Below are 15,765 nucleotides of genomic sequence, written 5' to 3'. Positions count from 1 at the left end.
AAATATAAAGAAGTTATGGATAAAATAGTGAGGTAAATAAAACAAAATATAGATTTGATTCATATTTCTCAACGAGGTACCACCAGCGTTTTTTTTTAAATAAGCTAAGCAAAAAAATAATAAGCTGCCCATATGGACAGCTTATTTACATCATTACATTTCTATTATTTATCTTACCACCTGAACAGATGCTGGTTTCCACCCCTGATTTTCTACCCAATCAATATTAACCTTATATTTTTTATTATTTTGCTTATCTCGTACATTACCGTATGCTTTATTATTACCATTATTCCCAATAAAATCGAAAATCAATTGGCTCTCTGGAACATCAACAGCATAAGAAATTGCTTTTTTCATCTCACTCCAATCTACTGTTCCTTCTTTAAATTTCATTTCAGGTTTTGCTCCTTGCTCGGTACCAATTGGCTTCCAAGAAGGATTAGTTTGAGAACCCTTTTCTTGAGATGCCGCTTTTTCTTCCTCATTATTTTCATTTCCGTTTGTTTTTACCGATTTTTCTGCTTTTGATTTCTCTTCTAGCTGTGCTGCTTCTTTATCTTCAGTTTTCTTCTCTTCTATCTTTGCTGTTTCTTTATCTTCAGTTTTCTTCTCTTCTATCTTTGCTGTTTCTTTATCTTCAGTTTTCTTCTCTTCTATCTTTTTTACTTTCTTTTCTTGAGCAATTGCTTTCGTTGATGTATTAGAAGGGGTAAACAATTGGTATGTCACTATACCAACTGTCACTAATACCAAAGTAAATGCAATATTAAAAATTGCCTTTTGACGACGATTCTGTTGTTTTTCTTGAAATCTGCTTACTTGTCCCATTCTTCAAACCTCCGTGTTTACTTTCTCCTCTACTCTTTATGTATTATCCCTAAAATTCTTAATATTTTTATTAAACAATAGAAATAAACTACACTTTCCATACAGGATTTCATATCATAATAAAATTTGTGTTTTTTCAAGTATCTGACATATGTTATTCAAAATAGTTTAATACATTAAAAATTGATAAGCTTCTGCACTTAAGAAACCTTCAATTTTATTCAAAGGTGATTCCAATTATGTCCATATTAGATCCCCTGTAGAAAGCTTTTTAACAATTAAACCTCTTCTTCCCTTATTTATAATTTTTAAATTAAATTTCCCTCTATAGTATAATAAAGATGTTTCGTTTTCTAATGGGGTATGTCGTAAAATCAAAAGGGATTTTATCTCTTTTACCTTCTTTTCAGAGTAAATTTCACCACTAGGAAATTCTATTATTCCTAATGTAATCTTTAATTCGCTCTCATCGAAAGGCCACTCCTTATTAAGTTCCCTTATCTTTTGTATAAAGCTTCTTTTGGTTTGTCCTATATATAGCAATGTTACACTCTTAGCACATACTCTAGAGATTGCAAATATCCCCTTCTTAGAAGCTTCTTCCCTATTATAAAAATCATTTATACTATACATTCCATACCATTTAATATGTACTGTTTCTATGAATCTCACCTCATTTTTAGACAATATTATAATTTCTGAATGTTCAAATTATAATGGGCGCATAGTCCTGATTACTTGAATTATAAATTGTGCTTTTCAATAATACATTTTATTATTACTAATTTCAATAATACAAAAAAAAATACAATATTATAGTTTAATTACAAAACTTTATAAAAAAACAAAGTGATGTCGTACCAAATATTATATTTTTTCAATATCAGACTACCACGAACAAAAGTTAGAGAGTTATGGAATAAAATATAATTTGTATGTACATACATTTCTTTAAAAAGAAGTTTTGTAGTTTGCAACTGAATTAAAAAAACATAGATTTTTATGACTCTTTTTGGGATATAGCAAAGTGGGATCTTTTATATGCACGTTACTATACCGAACTTTCGGTATAGTATTTTTTTGCAGCTCCTTGATTTTTCACCAAATACGTATAAAAATTAATAGTATGAAAATAAACTGCTGGCTAAAAGTTTACTTTCGATAAAATAAAAAAGGACCTACTCCATTCATTCTTAAAAACATAAAGTAAAGTGAACCCGTTAAAATACATGAATGGCCCTTAGTTTTAATCCTCTTATCTAAAGGAGGAACTATTATGGGCTATGGTGGTAGTTGCGGAGAAGGCTGTGGTTTTGCTGGAGGATTTGCTTTGCTTGTTGTACTCTTTATACTATTAATCATTATCGGATGCAGTTGCTTCTGCTAAAAAACTATTAGAAAGGACACTCTTATATGGGTGTCTTTTCTTTATGAAAAATATCTATAACCTTTTTCTTATGACTTTTAACATCAACAAAGGGTGATACAAACTATTACATATGTTTGTACCACCCTTTATTGATGCGTTTAAACTTCACAAGTGTTGAAGTTTTAGACTTCTCCCTTAGTGCACCCATATTATTAGAACATCCTGTAATCTGTAGACAAAATGTAGCTAATAAAAACAATATTAATAATTTCTTCAATAAATCCTCCTACATACATAAAACACCATATATCACAAAACAAACATAACATCAACTCTTTATAAAAACAATAAAATCCTCGTTCCTTAAGCTATCTCTTAACATAGGAGTACCGCTACAAATCCATTTTTAAAATATCCTCTACTTAAGGAATTTGTAAGTATCAAGTAAGAAAAACGAGAACTTTGCTTCGTATAATCAAAATATAAAGTGAAGGAAGAAAGATTATTTCTGAAGTTTATATGCATGTGGAAAAGGAGAAATCTACGTTTGTTTAGAGTAATAATATAAATGTGTCCAAGTTTTGGAGATTAATTGTAAATATTTTGAGGTTTTTGTACCAGAATTCTAATTACCGTACTTGTTTTTTACCAGCACATATTGGAGGTTAAAACATGATTAAAAAAAAGAAAATACAAAGATTAGCACTTACCTTTATCCTACTCTTTTCTTTAGGCATTTCATCTTTCTCGCTTACAACAACTATTCACGCAGATACAAGCGAGGAACAATCTGCTGAAAAGAAACTAGTCTCTTTAACGGAGCGTACATCATTATTTTTTGAATATCTCCAGCAAGGTAAGTATGCAGAGGCACTACAGTTGACGTCTACTACTTTTCAATCCAAGTTTACAGCAACCACATTACAAAACTGGTGGACACAAAGTGGTTGGAGCGGGATAAAAAGCATGGGAATCCCCGTGATAAAAAAACGAAACTTGGTCCATCAGACGGTGGAAATTCCAGCAGATACCGAAGGAACTACCATACCGCTACTCCTTAAATTCACACCTGGCGGGAAAGTAGATGAAATTGGAGAAAGGCCACCCGAGGAATCTTATACCATCCCGCATCCTAGCTATGATCAACCTGACTCCTATCAAGAACGTGAAATCGTCATTGGAAATTCTACCTATCCGTTACCAGCGACATTAACAGTTCCGAAACATAAGCGTGGTGAAAAACTGCCCGTAGTTGTTCTTGTTCATGGTGCTGGCATCCATGATCGCGATAGCACATATATGGGAACAAAAATCTTACGAGACATTGCGGTGGGCCTTTCATCCAACGGAATTGCAGTGTTGCGCTATGAAAAGCGCACCTTAGAACATGCATTAAAGATGAGTGCAGAACCTGTTACATTAGACCGTGATACTACAGATGATGCCATATATGCAGCAAAATCAGTAGCGCAGCAGGAAGGCATTGATCCAAGTAATATTTTCATTCTTGGACATAGTCTAGGGGCCGGCACAATGCCGCGTATACTGAGCAAAGCGCCTTCCTCACTTGTCCGAGGAAGTATCTTACTCGCACCACCTGCACGCCCTTTGACTAATATTGCCATTGACCAGTATCAATACCTTGGGAAACCAAAGGAAGAAATCGATGAACTAAAAAGACAAGTCGCTTTTATTCAGGATCCTACTTTCAATCCTGATCATCCTCCAGCTGGCTACAATTTTGGGTCACCTCATTTTATGTATGATGTTTCTAGGTGGCGTCCAGTTGAAGAGGCAAAATCACGAAAGAGCCTTTACTCATTCTGCAAGGAGCACGTGATTATCAAGTAACAGTAAAAGATGAATATACAAAATGGCAGAAAGGACTTTCAAACCGCGGGAATGTTCAGTTCAAAAAATATCCGAAATTGAATCATTTCTTCACGGAGGGTGACGGAGAATTAAGCCTCCCTAGTGAATATGAAATCCCTGCTAACGTTCCCGAATACGTCATCCAGGACATTATTACATGGGTTAACGAGACAAAAAAATAAGCAAACATCAAAAGCCTTCATGCAATCATTATTGCGTGAAGGCTTTTTGAAACTAGTGATTCAGAGATAGCTATTATAATGCATCAAAACGAAAATTATATTTTTCTACGTACTAAATAAAATGCTAAGGAACCCATAATAACAGGTGCAACGAAGTCAAAGAAATATGAAAAAGAAAAATTAAAAAGAAAAAGAAATGGTATAAGTGTATAGATAACTGCTAGTCCTATAAATAAAGGAATTCCAAATTGAAACTCTCGACATCGTTTAATTTTCCTATATAAAACTTCCCCAATTAGACAAGCTATAAGAGCTGGTATACTACCATAAGTGACGATAGTTTTTATGAACCCCTGTAAAACGTCTGAGTGAATAAAGCTAGGATTAAAAATATATGAAATTAAGAACCATCCAAAAATAAAAGCAAATAGACTTGCAGCATAACTAACTACAAATTTTATCAAAGTAAGCAACGTAATCATCCTCACAATTCCCTAATAATATCTTCATTTTATCATTTTCTCTTAAAAAGATTCCAAAAGGGTATACTTGCCCTTCAACTTTCTTTTTTAACGCTTGTTCAAGACGTATTTTTTGATGTTATTCTGTATAAAAACTTCTGGGAGCAACCTGTTCGAAAAATTGATAAAGAATAAGCGATTGAAGGATGAAAACAGAAGACTACAAGGAAAACTGTATGAACAAATATAATGAAACAAGGCTCTTACTTTGTAGCGGTATCCACGAAGTAAGAGCCTTGTTTTTTCTACTCATTTTTTATATCAGTCTTGATTTTCCAATGGAAAGGCACAGAAAATCTACTACAGAAGTTGTGATACCTCTAGGATTAACAAATTCTTTAAATTTCTGTGTACTACGTACAAGCCCTCTACTTTTGGCATGTGCCTCTAATTCAGCTCGAACTTGTATTGTATCCGGAGCCATGCTTTCTAAAGCATGCGCAGAATATTTACGATCATTAATTTCGAGTTTTTAAAACTCATTTATTGTAACTGTAAAATGTGGTTTGAATTTTACTTCGATTGTTTTGTTTTCTACGCCACCTTGGACATATAATGAGTCATTACGGGTATAGATTCGTTTCGCCGAATGCATCTTGGTTTCAAAGATGCGTTTATTTTTATAATACAAATTTAATTCAACAGTTTCCTCGTAATAACACATAATCATTACTAATTCAAAGCCTAATTTATCTATTTTATTATATCTATATGCACCTGCACCTGGAATAAAATAATCTTCTGGTTCACTCTCGAATATTTCTAATAATTCATATTCATCATATTGTATATTCAATTTAACAACTCCTTACGTGAATGGGCTCAATCCACTTTATTTATAATATTCACGATTTATTAGGTACAACGGATACAACATCGCCATTATCATTCAATACGACTCTAACATCTTTCCCATCGTATTGCCATAGACCAGGTTTATTTCCAGGTTGTTTAGTAGCATGCTTAATTGTTTCTTCTACTACACTTGGTGTTACACCACGTGGATCAACTTTTTTAATTCCTCCATGTATTCTTTTGATCCGAATGTGTAACCATTCCTTTCAGCTCTTTCACGTGCACGCTTTGTAAGTTCTGCTCGAACCTGAATTGTATCAGGCGCCATTCTTTCAAGCGCATGTTCAGTATACTTACGCCCATCAATGACGCCGCCACCTCTTGGCATACTCCATCCAATTTCTTCTGTTACCTTTGATACTTTCCCTAAATCCTTCGCTTTTTGTTCTAGTTCTCCATATTTACCAAACACACGGCCAACAACTTTAGGAGACCCACCTACTAGTGTAGAAACAGTTCCCCAAACATAATCATCTGGACCATATTCTCTCTCTGTGAAAAATTCTCTTCCGTTAATGAGTTGTAACCCTTGTTTGATTTGTCCTACAATTGGAAAGAAATCAAGTGACATGGATCCAAGCTCATTAGTACGTTTCTGCTCTTCCAGATATTCTTTCATTTTTTCAGGTGGTACACCAAAATCCTTAAGACGGGTTGTTAAACCATCCATATTACCAACATTTTTAACAACATTAGACGTATCTATTTTGTAGCTTGAAATTTTATTAGCAGAATCCATCATATTATTAGCAGCATCTAATCCAGACATAATATCTGTATGTAGTGTTGGAAATGCTTGTTGAGCTTCTGCAACATGCGTTGAAACACTATTAATTAGTCCATTTTTGGTCATATGATAGATAAATTAGATTACAAAGATTGTCAAACCTTTGAATCCCTTGAGCTCAACATAAAGGATTATATAGAAGAGTATAATTATAATCGTTATCAGTGGACATTAAAGAAGATGGCCCCCGATCGAATATCGGAACCATCTTTTAAGTGCTTGATTTTTTAGAGCTTTTTTATTAAACTGCCCATTTTATAGGGTACAGTTCACAAAATACCGTAGCTATTTTAAAAGCAACATAAGAATATCGACAGTTCTAAAAACACTGATAGTTAGCTGCCTCATTAACCCGTACTTATAAATGGGAGAAATGATCATTATTATAGATAGGGTTGAAAACCTTATTAAAGTTCACATAAAAAAAAGTAGGGGAAGCCCCTACTTTTTTCATTCACTCCTTATTCTAAAATCTCTTTCTTATTACCAATACGTACTTCACCTTCATGATAAAACTCTATTGCATATCCTAGATTTGGAGAATAGAGCCAAGTATCAAAACTTACTGCTGTAACATCATCAATTACCTGTAGTATTTGATGTAAATTCGTTTTTATGATTGGTAAGGATGCTTCATCCCAAATAATATAAATGATATAAGAGTCTAAACCGTATTGTTTATTTAGATATGCTTCTATATCATCCAAATAAACGATATTTTGGAAATCACTGAATTTATCCCAATCAATTCTGGCCCAACTTGTAATTGGAAATGAGTTTTCAAAGCTATCTAAGATTTTTTCTCTCTCTTCACCTTCAAAAACTACTATATTTTCTCCTAATGCCTCGATACATTCGTCTAACAAAGTTGCCATTATATTTATCACCTTACTTGTTTAAATGTTTTAATAGTGATTTAAATAACTCTTCATCACCTTCTATTGGAATTGCATATTTAGTAGATTTACTTCCTTTACCGTTTCTAAAATCGTCTACATTCATATGTAGACCTTTTTCAGGATCATAATCTAATCGCCATCTTGCTTTTTTATCAGCAGTTTGTCTTCCAATTACTTTACCATATCCTGCACTTTTTTTCATTGTTCCAACCATTGGAATAGAGTCGCTACCTAAATTCCCTAAAAGATCCATTGCTTGATTTCTAGCTTGTTCATAGGTTTTGACTTTATCAAGAACAATTTCACCCGATTGAGCACCTTTTGAAACCTTGCCTAGTTTCTGTGCATTTTTCTCAAGATCGCCAAGTTTACCAAATGTACGGCCAATTATTTTTGTTGTACCGCCAGTAACTGCAGCAAGCGTTCCTGTTACAAATTCACTTGGACCATATTTTTCATGAGTAAACATATCCTCGCCCGTAAAGAGCTGGATACCTTGTTTTAGTTCTCCAAATCCAGGAGTAATATCAAGCAGGAATGAAGTTTGTTGAGCAGAACGTTTTTCTTCTTCCAAATACTCCTTCATTTTTTCAGGTGGCACACCAAAATCACGTAACGTGTTTCTTAGTCCATCCATATTCCCTATGTTTTTGGATGCCGCAGGCACATCAATTTTATAACTCGCAATTTTATTAGCAGAATCCATCATATTATTAGCAGCATCTAATCCAGACATAATATCTGTATGTAGTGTTGGAAATGCTTGTTGAGCTTCTGCAACATGCGTTGAGACACTATTAATTAGTCCATCAGCCATTACTGCTTGTTTATGAAGTGATGCACCAGCTTTTTGTACAGAATCTCCAAACTTATGGAAACTTTGATTTACTACGCGTAAATCACTGGCCATTTGTTTATATTCAGGCAATCTGCTTTTAAAACCTTCATGCATAGCTGTAACTTGTTGTCCGTAGTCCCGAACCCCATCAGCAAATTTACTGATTTCATCTTTTGGTAATGTACCAACCCATTTTTCTGCTGGCTCAACAAATGTGTCATTGATTGTTAGCCAGTAAAGACTTGTTTGGTCAATAAGCGATACCGTTAGATCCGTTACTGCAGTCAAAGTATCAGCATACCATTCGACCAATTGTTTTTTATACGCCGTCATATCGTTAGCATAGTTTTGAAGCTTAATTTTATCTTGTTGTGCTAGGTTTTTACCATTCTGAATTTGTTGAATAATATTACCTGAATCCTGATTCGCTTTATCTAAAACCATTATGCTATCTTTTAGTAGCATTAATTTGTGGATCTTGCCAAAATCCTCATTCATCATCTCTAAAGTAGCGATGGTAGAATTGTATTTTTCTTTTATAGCTGGATCAGCTTCTTTTTCGTAGATTTTATTCACTAAATTCGTCATATCAGAATTTTTTATGGTAGTTAGAAATCCTGATAAGCTTGCTGCAAGTTCACTTGAATCTACTAGAGCCATATCATAATTTTTAGTTTCTTTTGCTTTTTTAAAGCGTTCGGAATATATTTTTACCAAATTTGCAGTAGTTTTTAAATCTGCAATGTCCTGACGAATTGTATCTATTTTATTAGATAGAGATTGATCAAACACGACTGCAAATAATTTTTGCACAACGTATGTTTGACCATTGTAGTTCACCTTAAACCATAGAGGACCGTCTTCCCCTACTACTTCAAGAATTTCATCCTTTCTAACTTTTATTGGGTCAAATCCCCTTACAACTGTTCTGGATTTGTAGATATTTTGGTCGAGGGATTGGATTGTTATCCACCCTTTTACCATTTTACCTGTTCTATCAAATTGGAATTGTTTTCCTTTGTAGGTTACATTGCCTTTTTGAATCACACCGTTATCGTCTGCATAATACCAATGGGTAGTTTGAGAGAACCATCCTTTTTGTGCAGCTCCACTTACCGTATCAAAATAGTAGTCCTTTCCGTCTACGGTATTCCATCCTGAAGCTAGATTACCATTTTTATCGAAGAAATAGGTATCCTCCCCTGAACGTAATAATCCAGTATGTTTCACGCCTGGTTTGTCATAATAGTATTTCTTTTCTCCATCTACAACCCAGCCAACCGATTCATTGTTTTTTATACCTGATGTTGCCATGATTGTCCTATATAAGAACACAGAAAATTGCTCTCTTGTGACAAGTCCATTTGGATTAAAATTGCCATCACCAGTACCATTTGTGATTTTATTCCCAGCTAATATTTTGACATATTCGTTAGCCCAATGACCTTTCATATCCGTAAAGTCAAAATTCCCTTTCGGTTTTAAATCGAATGTTCTGACCAGTACTGCAGCCATTTCAGCACGCGTCATATTATTTTTCGGATTGAATTGTTTCTCTACATTTACGCTAAATATGCCCCGTGCAGTAAGTGCCAAAATTTCCTTTTTAAAATTGCTATCACCAATATCAACAAATGGATTATTGGTACTATCTTGCGGTTTAAAATATCGATACAAGAATGCAGCAAGATGTTCGCGAATAATAGGATCCGTAGCACCGAAATATCCATTTCCGTATCCTGTTATAATCTTATTTTCAGCCATATACATCATTTCTTTATATGCCCAGTGGGTTTTAGGAACGTCAATAAAAGATGATGAATTCACTTGACCATTTTGTTCTGCATACGCTGTTCCTACTGTACTGAATAATAAAATACATATCACAGAACTTAAAAATAATTTCTTAATTGTATTCATAATAGATCTCCTATTCAATTTTTAAAAATATAATTGCAAAATCAGCACTTATTTTATCCTTCATTTACGGCGTTTTATATAATTATCAAATTTCTATTCATACTAATATTTCGCATAAGGACAACCTAAGTCATTCTGTCTAAACAATAATTAGTTCATAAGATGTTTCATGTTTTAAATGTAGTAGCCCGTTTATGGAACCTTCTTAATAAACAGTAAAACCAAGTTTTTTAATTTGAAAATCCCTTAGTCTAAAATTCGCATTATGTTGAAGAGATCCATAATAATACTAATCTCCTTTCTCTTTGACGCGGCCTATTTGATTTAAAACTTCGACTTCCTCTGTAAACATTGGTGCATAGGTAGAAAGTAATTAAAATAATGATAATATAAGTCCTATGGTTTTCTTCATACTCGCATCTCCTTATCAATTCGTAAAAAACTTTTTAATTATATATTAGGTTTAATTACTATTAAAATAAAAAAATATAAATATGCATAATTACATATTTACCTTCTCAATAGAGTGTACTCTATTGAGAAGCTTACAAGTTATTGATTTTAAAGGATTTAGAGTTTCTCAAATACACTTATCAAAATCGAAGCGTGGTATTTAATTTCAGAGTGGCCCTTGAAACCCATAATCGTTTCCGTACCCCTATAATGCTATTCATTTTTTTATACATTCCTATCCTGGCGTGGGTTGCAGAGTTTCCGTTTTTTACTGAATTAGCCGAAAAAATCACGCTAAGCAAAAAATATAATAAGCTGTCGATATAGACAGCCCTTTACATAATTATCTTTATTGGAATCAAAATAAGCTTACACATCCAAGCTGTTGATGATAGCTAATATTTGATGATCTGTCCATTTGCCATTAATCCTTATATTTTCTTTCGCTATACCTTCTTTTTTAAATCCCACTTTTTCTAATACACGAATAGATGCTAAATTATCAAGCATCGCTCCTGCTTCAATTCTATGTAACTTTAATTCCCTAAAAGCAAAATCTACAACAAGTTGAAGAGCCTCTGTTGTATAGCCCTTTGCATTATGCTCCTTATCTAAAGTAAATCCCGTATAACAGCTTTGGAGGTCTCCCCTAACAATTTGAGTTAATGAAATGTCTCCAATCAGTTTATCATTTTCTCTTAAAAAGATTCCGAAAGGGTATACTTGCCCTTCAGCTGTCTTTTTTAGAGCTTGTTCAAGACGTATTTTTTGATGTTCTTCTGTATAAAAAACTTCTGGGAGCAACGGGCAAACTCGTTGAAAAAATTCGCGATTTCTAATATGTAAGTTAGCTAACTCGTTAGCATCAGCAGTTTTATAAAGCCGAATATAAATGTGCTTCCCTACTAGTTTCATAACATCCCTCCAACATTTTTATATGTCTAATGAGGAAAAAATATACCGTATACTATATACAGTTGGATATTGTCAGGAATCATTTTGCACGAAAGAAAAGACACTCTATATGAGTGTCTTTTCCAATAGTTTTTAGCAGAAGCAAGAAGCTCCAACGATGATTAATAAAATAAATAACACAACTAATAAAGCAAAGCCTCCAGAAAAGCCACAACCGCCACAACTACCACCATAACCCATAATAGTTCCTCCTTTAGATAAGAGGGGAAAACTAAGGTTCACTCATGTATTTTAATGGATTCGTTTCATCTTATGTTTTTCCGCATTGATTGAGCAGGTCCTTTCGAAAACTATTCACATATTAACTATATTTTTAAAAATGAATAATTTAACTATAACAATAAATAGATAAATTAATATAATGTATTAATTCTAAAAGAAGGGAGGAATAGCCATGCAATTAGTTTGTTTTAAAATAGTAAGTGGTCAGTATTTCTTGTTTGTAGAAGGTATTCAAATTCCTGTACCAATTCCAGCAGTTGCTGCAGCTTTATTAATTGGTTTAGGAGTAATTCCACTTTGTTCTTAATGTAAAGAATTCGGATCATTCCTAACTTTCAATTGGAAAAGCCTCAAGTATATGAATACTTGAGGCTTTCTTTATATCAAAGAAAAAACACCTTATAGCGCTTGAAGATCTCCTGATTTAATTAATGCGGCCGTTACATCATCACCGAAAGTATTGAGACAGAATACTTGCTCGTCTACCTTATCCATCACTGTAGCTTCACCTATCACGCCACCTTGAAGTTTAATAAAATAGTTATGTTCTTCTACAATTTTACTAAAATCTCTATTTGCCCATCTTTCAGTAATTGCTAATAGCTCTTCTTTGTTCTTGAAATTGTTTCCGTTTAGAATATTTCTTACTTTCTCTGCATTCTTTTTGGACATAGGGGTTGCTCCCTTTCCTTCACACGCTTTTACTTTTTGATGAGTCATGCTATGCATAGCTGAAATAACTTCTTCTTCAGTAGAAGTTACTGTAATGTGAAGTTGTGCATTTGAACCTTTCACTTCTGCTTCATTCGATAGTATGTCTTCTTTATTAACCTCTGCAAAAACATGGTCCTCACTCCCCATTGGGACTTCAGCAAACTGTAATATTCCATAAGTCATACCAGTTGCAAGTACTACTACCCCTATAATAGATGCTAGCCAATACGTTAGCTTCTTGTCCATCTTCATTTCCCCTGTCTTCGTTTACATATCTTAACTAAAGAATACCATATTTAATTCCTTTTTATTGAAGAGTCTCTAATTTCTACTATTTAAAAATATTCTCATCGTCTAATGTAATACGATATAATCATTTTATAATACAAAAAAATCATATTCTCATTCCCTATTTTTTTGGAGGTGATTGTCTTGAATAAAAACATCAATCTACTTCTTCAAATAATAATTGGAATTATAATCATGATCGCACCTATTCTCATAACAGGATCTATATACGATGTCACTAAATCATTTGGTGAACTATTAGTGGCAGAACTTATTATAAGAACACTTTCTCTCATTATTGGACTTTTAGTTATTAGTACGGCTTTGCATCGTTATTCTCAATAATTATTCATGTTCAAAAAATACAAATATTTTACATACCAATTCTTATGTATAAAGACACCCAAAACAAGTGTTACGAAAAAATATAAAAAAGACATCTTTTCTAGGGAAAGATGTCTTTTTTATATAAACCTTAATGTTCGTTCTGTAAAACCCTCGCTGCCTTTACTCCTTCTTTCTCTTCTTTTAAGAATAACGATACGATAAATGCAACAATAATAAAGATTAACCCAAGTGCAAATGCACCTTGGAACCCTGACGTTAAACCGTTTAACTTCTCTACTGGATTCAGTGGATTTGCGGAGCTTTCCATATACTTAGTTGTTCCTGAAGACATTTTCGAAATAAAGATAGCTGTACCAATTGCACCAGCTACTTGTTGCAACGTACTAAATAGTGCTGTTCCGTGCGGATATAAATCTGGTGTTAATTGATTTAAACCGTATGTTTGTGCTGTCATGACAAACATAAGTCCAACCATTAATACGCTATGCATAATAATAATTTGTAACATTGATGTATCAGGAGTAATGCCTTTAAATAAGAACATTGCAAGCCCTACTAAGACAATGCCGGGAACGATAATAACTTTCGGACTAAATTTATCAAATAGTTTACCTGCAATCGGTCCCATTATAGCGCTAATAATACTTCCCGGAAGCATGATAATTCCTGATTTAAAAGCTGTAACGAGTAAAACAGTTTGCAGAAACATCGGTAATAAAGTCATCGTTGAAAATAATGACATCATCACAATGACGATTAATCCAACTGATAATGTAAACATCGGGACTTTAAATGCGCGTAATTCTAAAATTGGATTCTCAATTTTTAATTGTCGGACGACAAAAATACATAATGAGATAAATCCAACAAGTAAAGCGCCATACACTTTCGTATCAGACCATCCTAAATCACCTGATGCACTAAAGCTATACACAAGTCCGCCAAATCCGAGTGTCGATAAAAGGATTGATAGGTAATCTACTTTTGGTCTTGTTAACTCTGAAACATTTTGAATGTACTTCATCCCAATCATAATGGAAATGATCACGATCGGAATAACAATGTAGAATAACCAGCGCCAATTTAGTGAGTCTACGATTACTCCGGATAATGTAGGACCAATTGCTGGAGCTGCCATCATTACAAGTGCGATTAATCCCATTGTTGCACCACGTTTTTCAGGCGGACAAATAATTAAAATCGTATTCATTAATAACGGTGTAATTAATCCCGTCGCTACAGCTTGGACGATACGGCCGACTAATAAAACGGAAAATGTCGGCGCAAATCCCGCAATTAATGTACCAGCTAAAAACGTTACCATAGCGATTAAAAACATTTGCCTCGTTGTGAGCCATTGTTGAAGTAACGCTGTAATTGGGACTAAAACACCAACTACTAACATGTAAGCTGTAGAAAGCCATTGAATCGTTGAAGCTGTTACGTCAAATTCTTTCATTAATACCGTTAACGCATTACCAAGTAATGTTTCATTTAATAATGCAACCATTGCCCCTAAAAGTAACGCAATTAAAATGGGGGTATGTTTCAAATTAGAAGTATCAACTTTGCCACTTGCAGGGCTCTTAGTTGTCATATTCATTTACAGATTCTCCTCCTGTTTCTTACTTAAAAAACTTTAAATATACCTAAACACATGTAATATAATATACATATGTAGATTAAAAAGGGAGAATCAATTTTCAGCCACTGTATATTTAATCTACAAAAAAGGAGAAGTGTAGATGAACGATAATGAAAAACAAATTGATTTACGTATTAGACGTACACATAAATTACTATGGGATTCCTTATTTGAATTAATGACGCAATCAAAACAGAAATATAGTACGATCACGATTAACCAAATATGTGACCGCGCAATGGTACACCGAACAACCTTTTATAAACACTTCGAAGATAAAGATGCTTTATTAGCATTTGGATTTAAACGATACAGCAAGATGATTGTTGAAATACCAGTTTCAGATCGATTAAGTAAACCATTTCAAGTAATGGAACAATTCCTACACCATGAAGAAATCGGTAAAATATTAGAAACGCAAATGTCTGATGAACAATTCATTAACCGGACACAGTATTTAAGTCACGAAACGAGAAAACAAGAAATAGAAGCGTTACATCAACTGCGCAAAAATCATACGATGCCAAATGATTTAATCATTGAATTTTATTCAGGGGCAATCACCTCATTAAGCGCATGGTGGTTTAAAAATGAAAGAAAAGTTTCTGCTGCTGAAATGGATAGGTATCTTCACCAACTCATTAACCGGGATATTTTTCAGTTTGAAGAGGAATAAAACTACACCTTTTCAATCATGCAATCAAATTGACCACAAAATAGGAATATGATATATTTTCCGTAGAATACTATATAAGTGTGACAGCGAATAAATTGGCATATAATAAAAAGAAGAGATGCGCTAACATCTCTTCCCTAACTGCTACCGTATGGGTGGTAGTTATTATAAGCTATTTCTTTTTACGAAACCCACCCTTTTGCTTCCTACGGCGCGGAGTGGGTTTTTTGTTGTCCTTACCCAGAAGTTGCTTCCGCAAAAAATACGCTGAAACTTCACGTACAGTCGCTTTTACAAATTCTTTTACAAGGTCAAACAAAAACTCCATATTATCACCCCCTTTCCTTCCAAATGGAAAGAAGGGATAACC

The 15,765-nt window shown here is 33.7% G+C and carries 18 protein-coding genes and 2 pseudogenes; 6 read left to right on the top strand and 14 right to left on the bottom strand.

Annotated features, from left to right (window positions below):
• Positions 1-168: 168 nt before the first annotated feature.
• Together DN403_RS25090 and DN403_RS25085 are read right to left on the bottom strand one after the other, a co-directional pair.
• Positions 169-831, bottom strand: a complete 663-nt coding sequence (locus DN403_RS25090) for a YrrS family protein (RefSeq protein WP_149185855.1) — start codon at positions 829-831, stop codon at positions 169-171.
• 237 nt (positions 832-1,068) lie between these two features.
• Positions 1,069-1,503, bottom strand: a complete 435-nt coding sequence (locus tag DN403_RS25085; RefSeq protein WP_002100802.1) for a hypothetical protein — start codon at positions 1,501-1,503, stop codon at positions 1,069-1,071.
• Between the two features lie 604 nt (positions 1,504-2,107).
• On the opposite strand from DN403_RS25085, the gene DN403_RS25080 reads away from it, so the two are divergent.
• Positions 2,108-2,218 carry a YjcZ family sporulation protein gene (locus DN403_RS25080; protein ID WP_000540371.1) on the top strand — a complete coding sequence of 37 codons (111 nt, stop codon included), beginning with the start codon at positions 2,108-2,110 and terminating at the stop codon, positions 2,216-2,218.
• 106 nt (positions 2,219-2,324) lie between these two features.
• Here the strand turns inward: DN403_RS25080 and DN403_RS31360 are convergent, their stop codons facing one another.
• Positions 2,325-2,477, bottom strand: a complete 153-nt coding sequence (locus DN403_RS31360) for a hypothetical protein (protein WP_000734746.1) — start codon at positions 2,475-2,477, stop codon at positions 2,325-2,327.
• Between the two features lie 395 nt (positions 2,478-2,872).
• On the opposite strand from DN403_RS31360, the pseudogene DN403_RS25075 reads away from it, so the two are divergent.
• Positions 2,873-4,254 (top strand): annotated as a pseudogene (locus DN403_RS25075) (alpha/beta hydrolase family protein).
• A 95-nt stretch (positions 4,255-4,349) separates the two neighbouring features.
• On the opposite strand, the gene DN403_RS25070 reads toward DN403_RS25075, so the two are convergent.
• The 4 genes and pseudogenes from DN403_RS25070 to DN403_RS25055 all read right to left on the bottom strand — a co-directional run bounded on the left by DN403_RS25070 (position 4,350) and on the right by DN403_RS25055 (position 6,483).
• Entirely contained in the window at positions 4,350-4,736 is a 387-nt protein-coding gene (locus DN403_RS25070) for a hypothetical protein (RefSeq protein WP_098437563.1), read from the bottom strand.
• Positions 4,720-4,899, bottom strand: a pseudogene (locus DN403_RS31560) (GNAT family N-acetyltransferase); the annotation flags it as partial. The gene DN403_RS25070 and the pseudogene DN403_RS31560, both read right to left, overlap by 17 nt.
• A gap of 348 nt (positions 4,900-5,247) precedes the next feature.
• Positions 5,248-5,571, bottom strand: coding sequence for a hypothetical protein (locus tag DN403_RS25060; protein ID WP_001025898.1), 324 nt, complete (start codon positions 5,569-5,571; stop codon positions 5,248-5,250).
• Between the two features lie 195 nt (positions 5,572-5,766).
• The gene (locus DN403_RS25055; protein ID WP_255452066.1) at positions 5,767-6,483 is read right to left on the bottom strand and encodes a hypothetical protein; all 717 of its coding nucleotides are present in this window, start codon (positions 6,481-6,483) and stop codon (positions 5,767-5,769) included.
• Between DN403_RS25055 and DN403_RS32390 the strand changes: the two genes are divergently transcribed.
• Positions 6,484-6,648 (top strand): IS3 family transposase, encoded by a 165-nt coding sequence (locus DN403_RS32390; RefSeq protein WP_139213188.1) that lies wholly within the window; start codon positions 6,484-6,486, stop codon positions 6,646-6,648.
• Positions 6,649-6,878: 230 nt separating this feature from the next.
• Here the strand turns inward: DN403_RS32390 and DN403_RS25045 are convergent, their stop codons facing one another.
• The 4 genes from DN403_RS25045 to DN403_RS25030 form a co-directional block, all read right to left on the bottom strand.
• Complete coding sequence (locus tag DN403_RS25045; RefSeq protein WP_000212599.1) at positions 6,879-7,292, bottom strand: CDI toxin immunity protein; 414 nt, start codon at positions 7,290-7,292, stop codon at positions 6,879-6,881.
• Positions 7,293-7,305: 13 nt separating this feature from the next.
• Positions 7,306-10,074 carry an S-layer homology domain-containing protein gene (locus DN403_RS25040; protein ID WP_079245131.1) on the bottom strand — a complete coding sequence of 923 codons (2,769 nt, stop codon included), beginning with the start codon at positions 10,072-10,074 and terminating at the stop codon, positions 7,306-7,308.
• Between the two features lie 822 nt (positions 10,075-10,896).
• On the bottom strand, positions 10,897-11,442 hold the full coding sequence (locus DN403_RS25035) for a GNAT family N-acetyltransferase (RefSeq protein WP_044783246.1): 546 nt from the start codon (positions 11,440-11,442) through the stop codon (positions 10,897-10,899).
• Between the two features lie 132 nt (positions 11,443-11,574).
• Positions 11,575-11,682, bottom strand: a complete 108-nt coding sequence (locus DN403_RS25030; protein WP_000540375.1) for a YjcZ family sporulation protein — start codon at positions 11,680-11,682, stop codon at positions 11,575-11,577.
• Positions 11,683-11,896: 214 nt separating this feature from the next.
• Here DN403_RS25030 and DN403_RS31945 point away from each other — a divergent pair, with 214 nt between their 5' ends.
• The gene (locus DN403_RS31945; protein WP_001177693.1) at positions 11,897-12,031 is read left to right on the top strand and encodes a hypothetical protein; all 135 of its coding nucleotides are present in this window, start codon (positions 11,897-11,899) and stop codon (positions 12,029-12,031) included.
• Positions 12,032-12,123: 92 nt separating this feature from the next.
• Here DN403_RS31945 and DN403_RS25025 read toward each other — a convergent pair whose 3' ends face one another.
• The gene (locus DN403_RS25025; RefSeq protein ID WP_000358712.1) at positions 12,124-12,684 is read right to left on the bottom strand and encodes a PRK06770 family protein; all 561 of its coding nucleotides are present in this window, start codon (positions 12,682-12,684) and stop codon (positions 12,124-12,126) included.
• Between the two features lie 186 nt (positions 12,685-12,870).
• Between DN403_RS25025 and DN403_RS31355 the strand changes: the two genes are divergently transcribed.
• Entirely contained in the window at positions 12,871-13,071 is a 201-nt protein-coding gene (locus DN403_RS31355) for a hypothetical protein (RefSeq protein WP_001038824.1), read from the top strand.
• Positions 13,072-13,201: 130 nt separating this feature from the next.
• Here DN403_RS31355 and DN403_RS25020 read toward each other — a convergent pair whose 3' ends face one another.
• On the bottom strand, positions 13,202-14,677 hold the full coding sequence (locus DN403_RS25020) for an MDR family MFS transporter (protein ID WP_149185854.1): 1,476 nt from the start codon (positions 14,675-14,677) through the stop codon (positions 13,202-13,204).
• 142 nt (positions 14,678-14,819) lie between these two features.
• On the opposite strand from DN403_RS25020, the gene DN403_RS25015 reads away from it, so the two are divergent.
• Positions 14,820-15,395, top strand: coding sequence for a TetR/AcrR family transcriptional regulator (locus DN403_RS25015; protein WP_000999285.1), 576 nt, complete (start codon positions 14,820-14,822; stop codon positions 15,393-15,395).
• Positions 15,396-15,567: 172 nt separating this feature from the next.
• On the opposite strand, the gene DN403_RS31350 is transcribed toward DN403_RS25015, so the two are convergent.
• Complete coding sequence (locus DN403_RS31350; protein WP_000394758.1) at positions 15,568-15,723, bottom strand: hypothetical protein; 156 nt, start codon at positions 15,721-15,723, stop codon at positions 15,568-15,570.
• Positions 15,724-15,765: the final 42 nt, after the last annotated feature.

Origin of the sequence: Bacillus sp. AY2-1, assembly GCF_008368965.1 — a bacterium.
Classification (GTDB): Bacteria; Bacillota; Bacilli; order Bacillales; family Bacillaceae_G; genus Bacillus_A; species Bacillus_A thuringiensis_S.
This window is presented reverse-complemented; position numbering and strand designations above follow the sequence as displayed.

Coding starts and splice junctions, on each gene's coding strand:
- DN403_RS25090 (WP_149185855.1), bottom strand. CDS start 831: ATGGGACAAGTAAGCAGATTTCAAGAAAAACAACAGAATCGTCGTCAA.
- DN403_RS25080 (WP_000540371.1), top strand. CDS start 2,108: ATGGGCTATGGTGGTAGTTGCGGAGAAGGCTGTGGTTTTGCTGGAGGA.
- DN403_RS25070 (WP_098437563.1), bottom strand. CDS start 4,736: ATGATTACGTTGCTTACTTTGATAAAATTTGTAGTTAGTTATGCTGCA.
- DN403_RS25055 (WP_255452066.1), bottom strand. CDS start 6,483: ATGACCAAAAATGGACTAATTAATAGTGTTTCAACGCATGTTGCAGAA.
- DN403_RS32390 (WP_139213188.1), top strand. CDS start 6,484: ATGATAGATAAATTAGATTACAAAGATTGTCAAACCTTTGAATCCCTT.
- DN403_RS25045 (WP_000212599.1), bottom strand. CDS start 7,292: ATGGCAACTTTGTTAGACGAATGTATCGAGGCATTAGGAGAAAATATA.
- DN403_RS25040 (WP_079245131.1), bottom strand. CDS start 10,074: ATGAATACAATTAAGAAATTATTTTTAAGTTCTGTGATATGTATTTTA.
- DN403_RS25035 (WP_044783246.1), bottom strand. CDS start 11,442: ATGAAACTAGTAGGGAAGCACATTTATATTCGGCTTTATAAAACTGCT.
- DN403_RS25030 (WP_000540375.1), bottom strand. CDS start 11,682: ATGGGTTATGGTGGTAGTTGTGGCGGTTGTGGCTTTTCTGGAGGCTTT.
- DN403_RS31945 (WP_001177693.1), top strand. CDS start 11,897: ATGCAATTAGTTTGTTTTAAAATAGTAAGTGGTCAGTATTTCTTGTTT.
- DN403_RS25025 (WP_000358712.1), bottom strand. CDS start 12,684: ATGGACAAGAAGCTAACGTATTGGCTAGCATCTATTATAGGGGTAGTA.
- DN403_RS25020 (WP_149185854.1), bottom strand. CDS start 14,677: ATGAATATGACAACTAAGAGCCCTGCAAGTGGCAAAGTTGATACTTCT.
- DN403_RS25015 (WP_000999285.1), top strand. CDS start 14,820: ATGAACGATAATGAAAAACAAATTGATTTACGTATTAGACGTACACAT.
- DN403_RS31350 (WP_000394758.1), bottom strand. CDS start 15,723: ATGGAGTTTTTGTTTGACCTTGTAAAAGAATTTGTAAAAGCGACTGTA.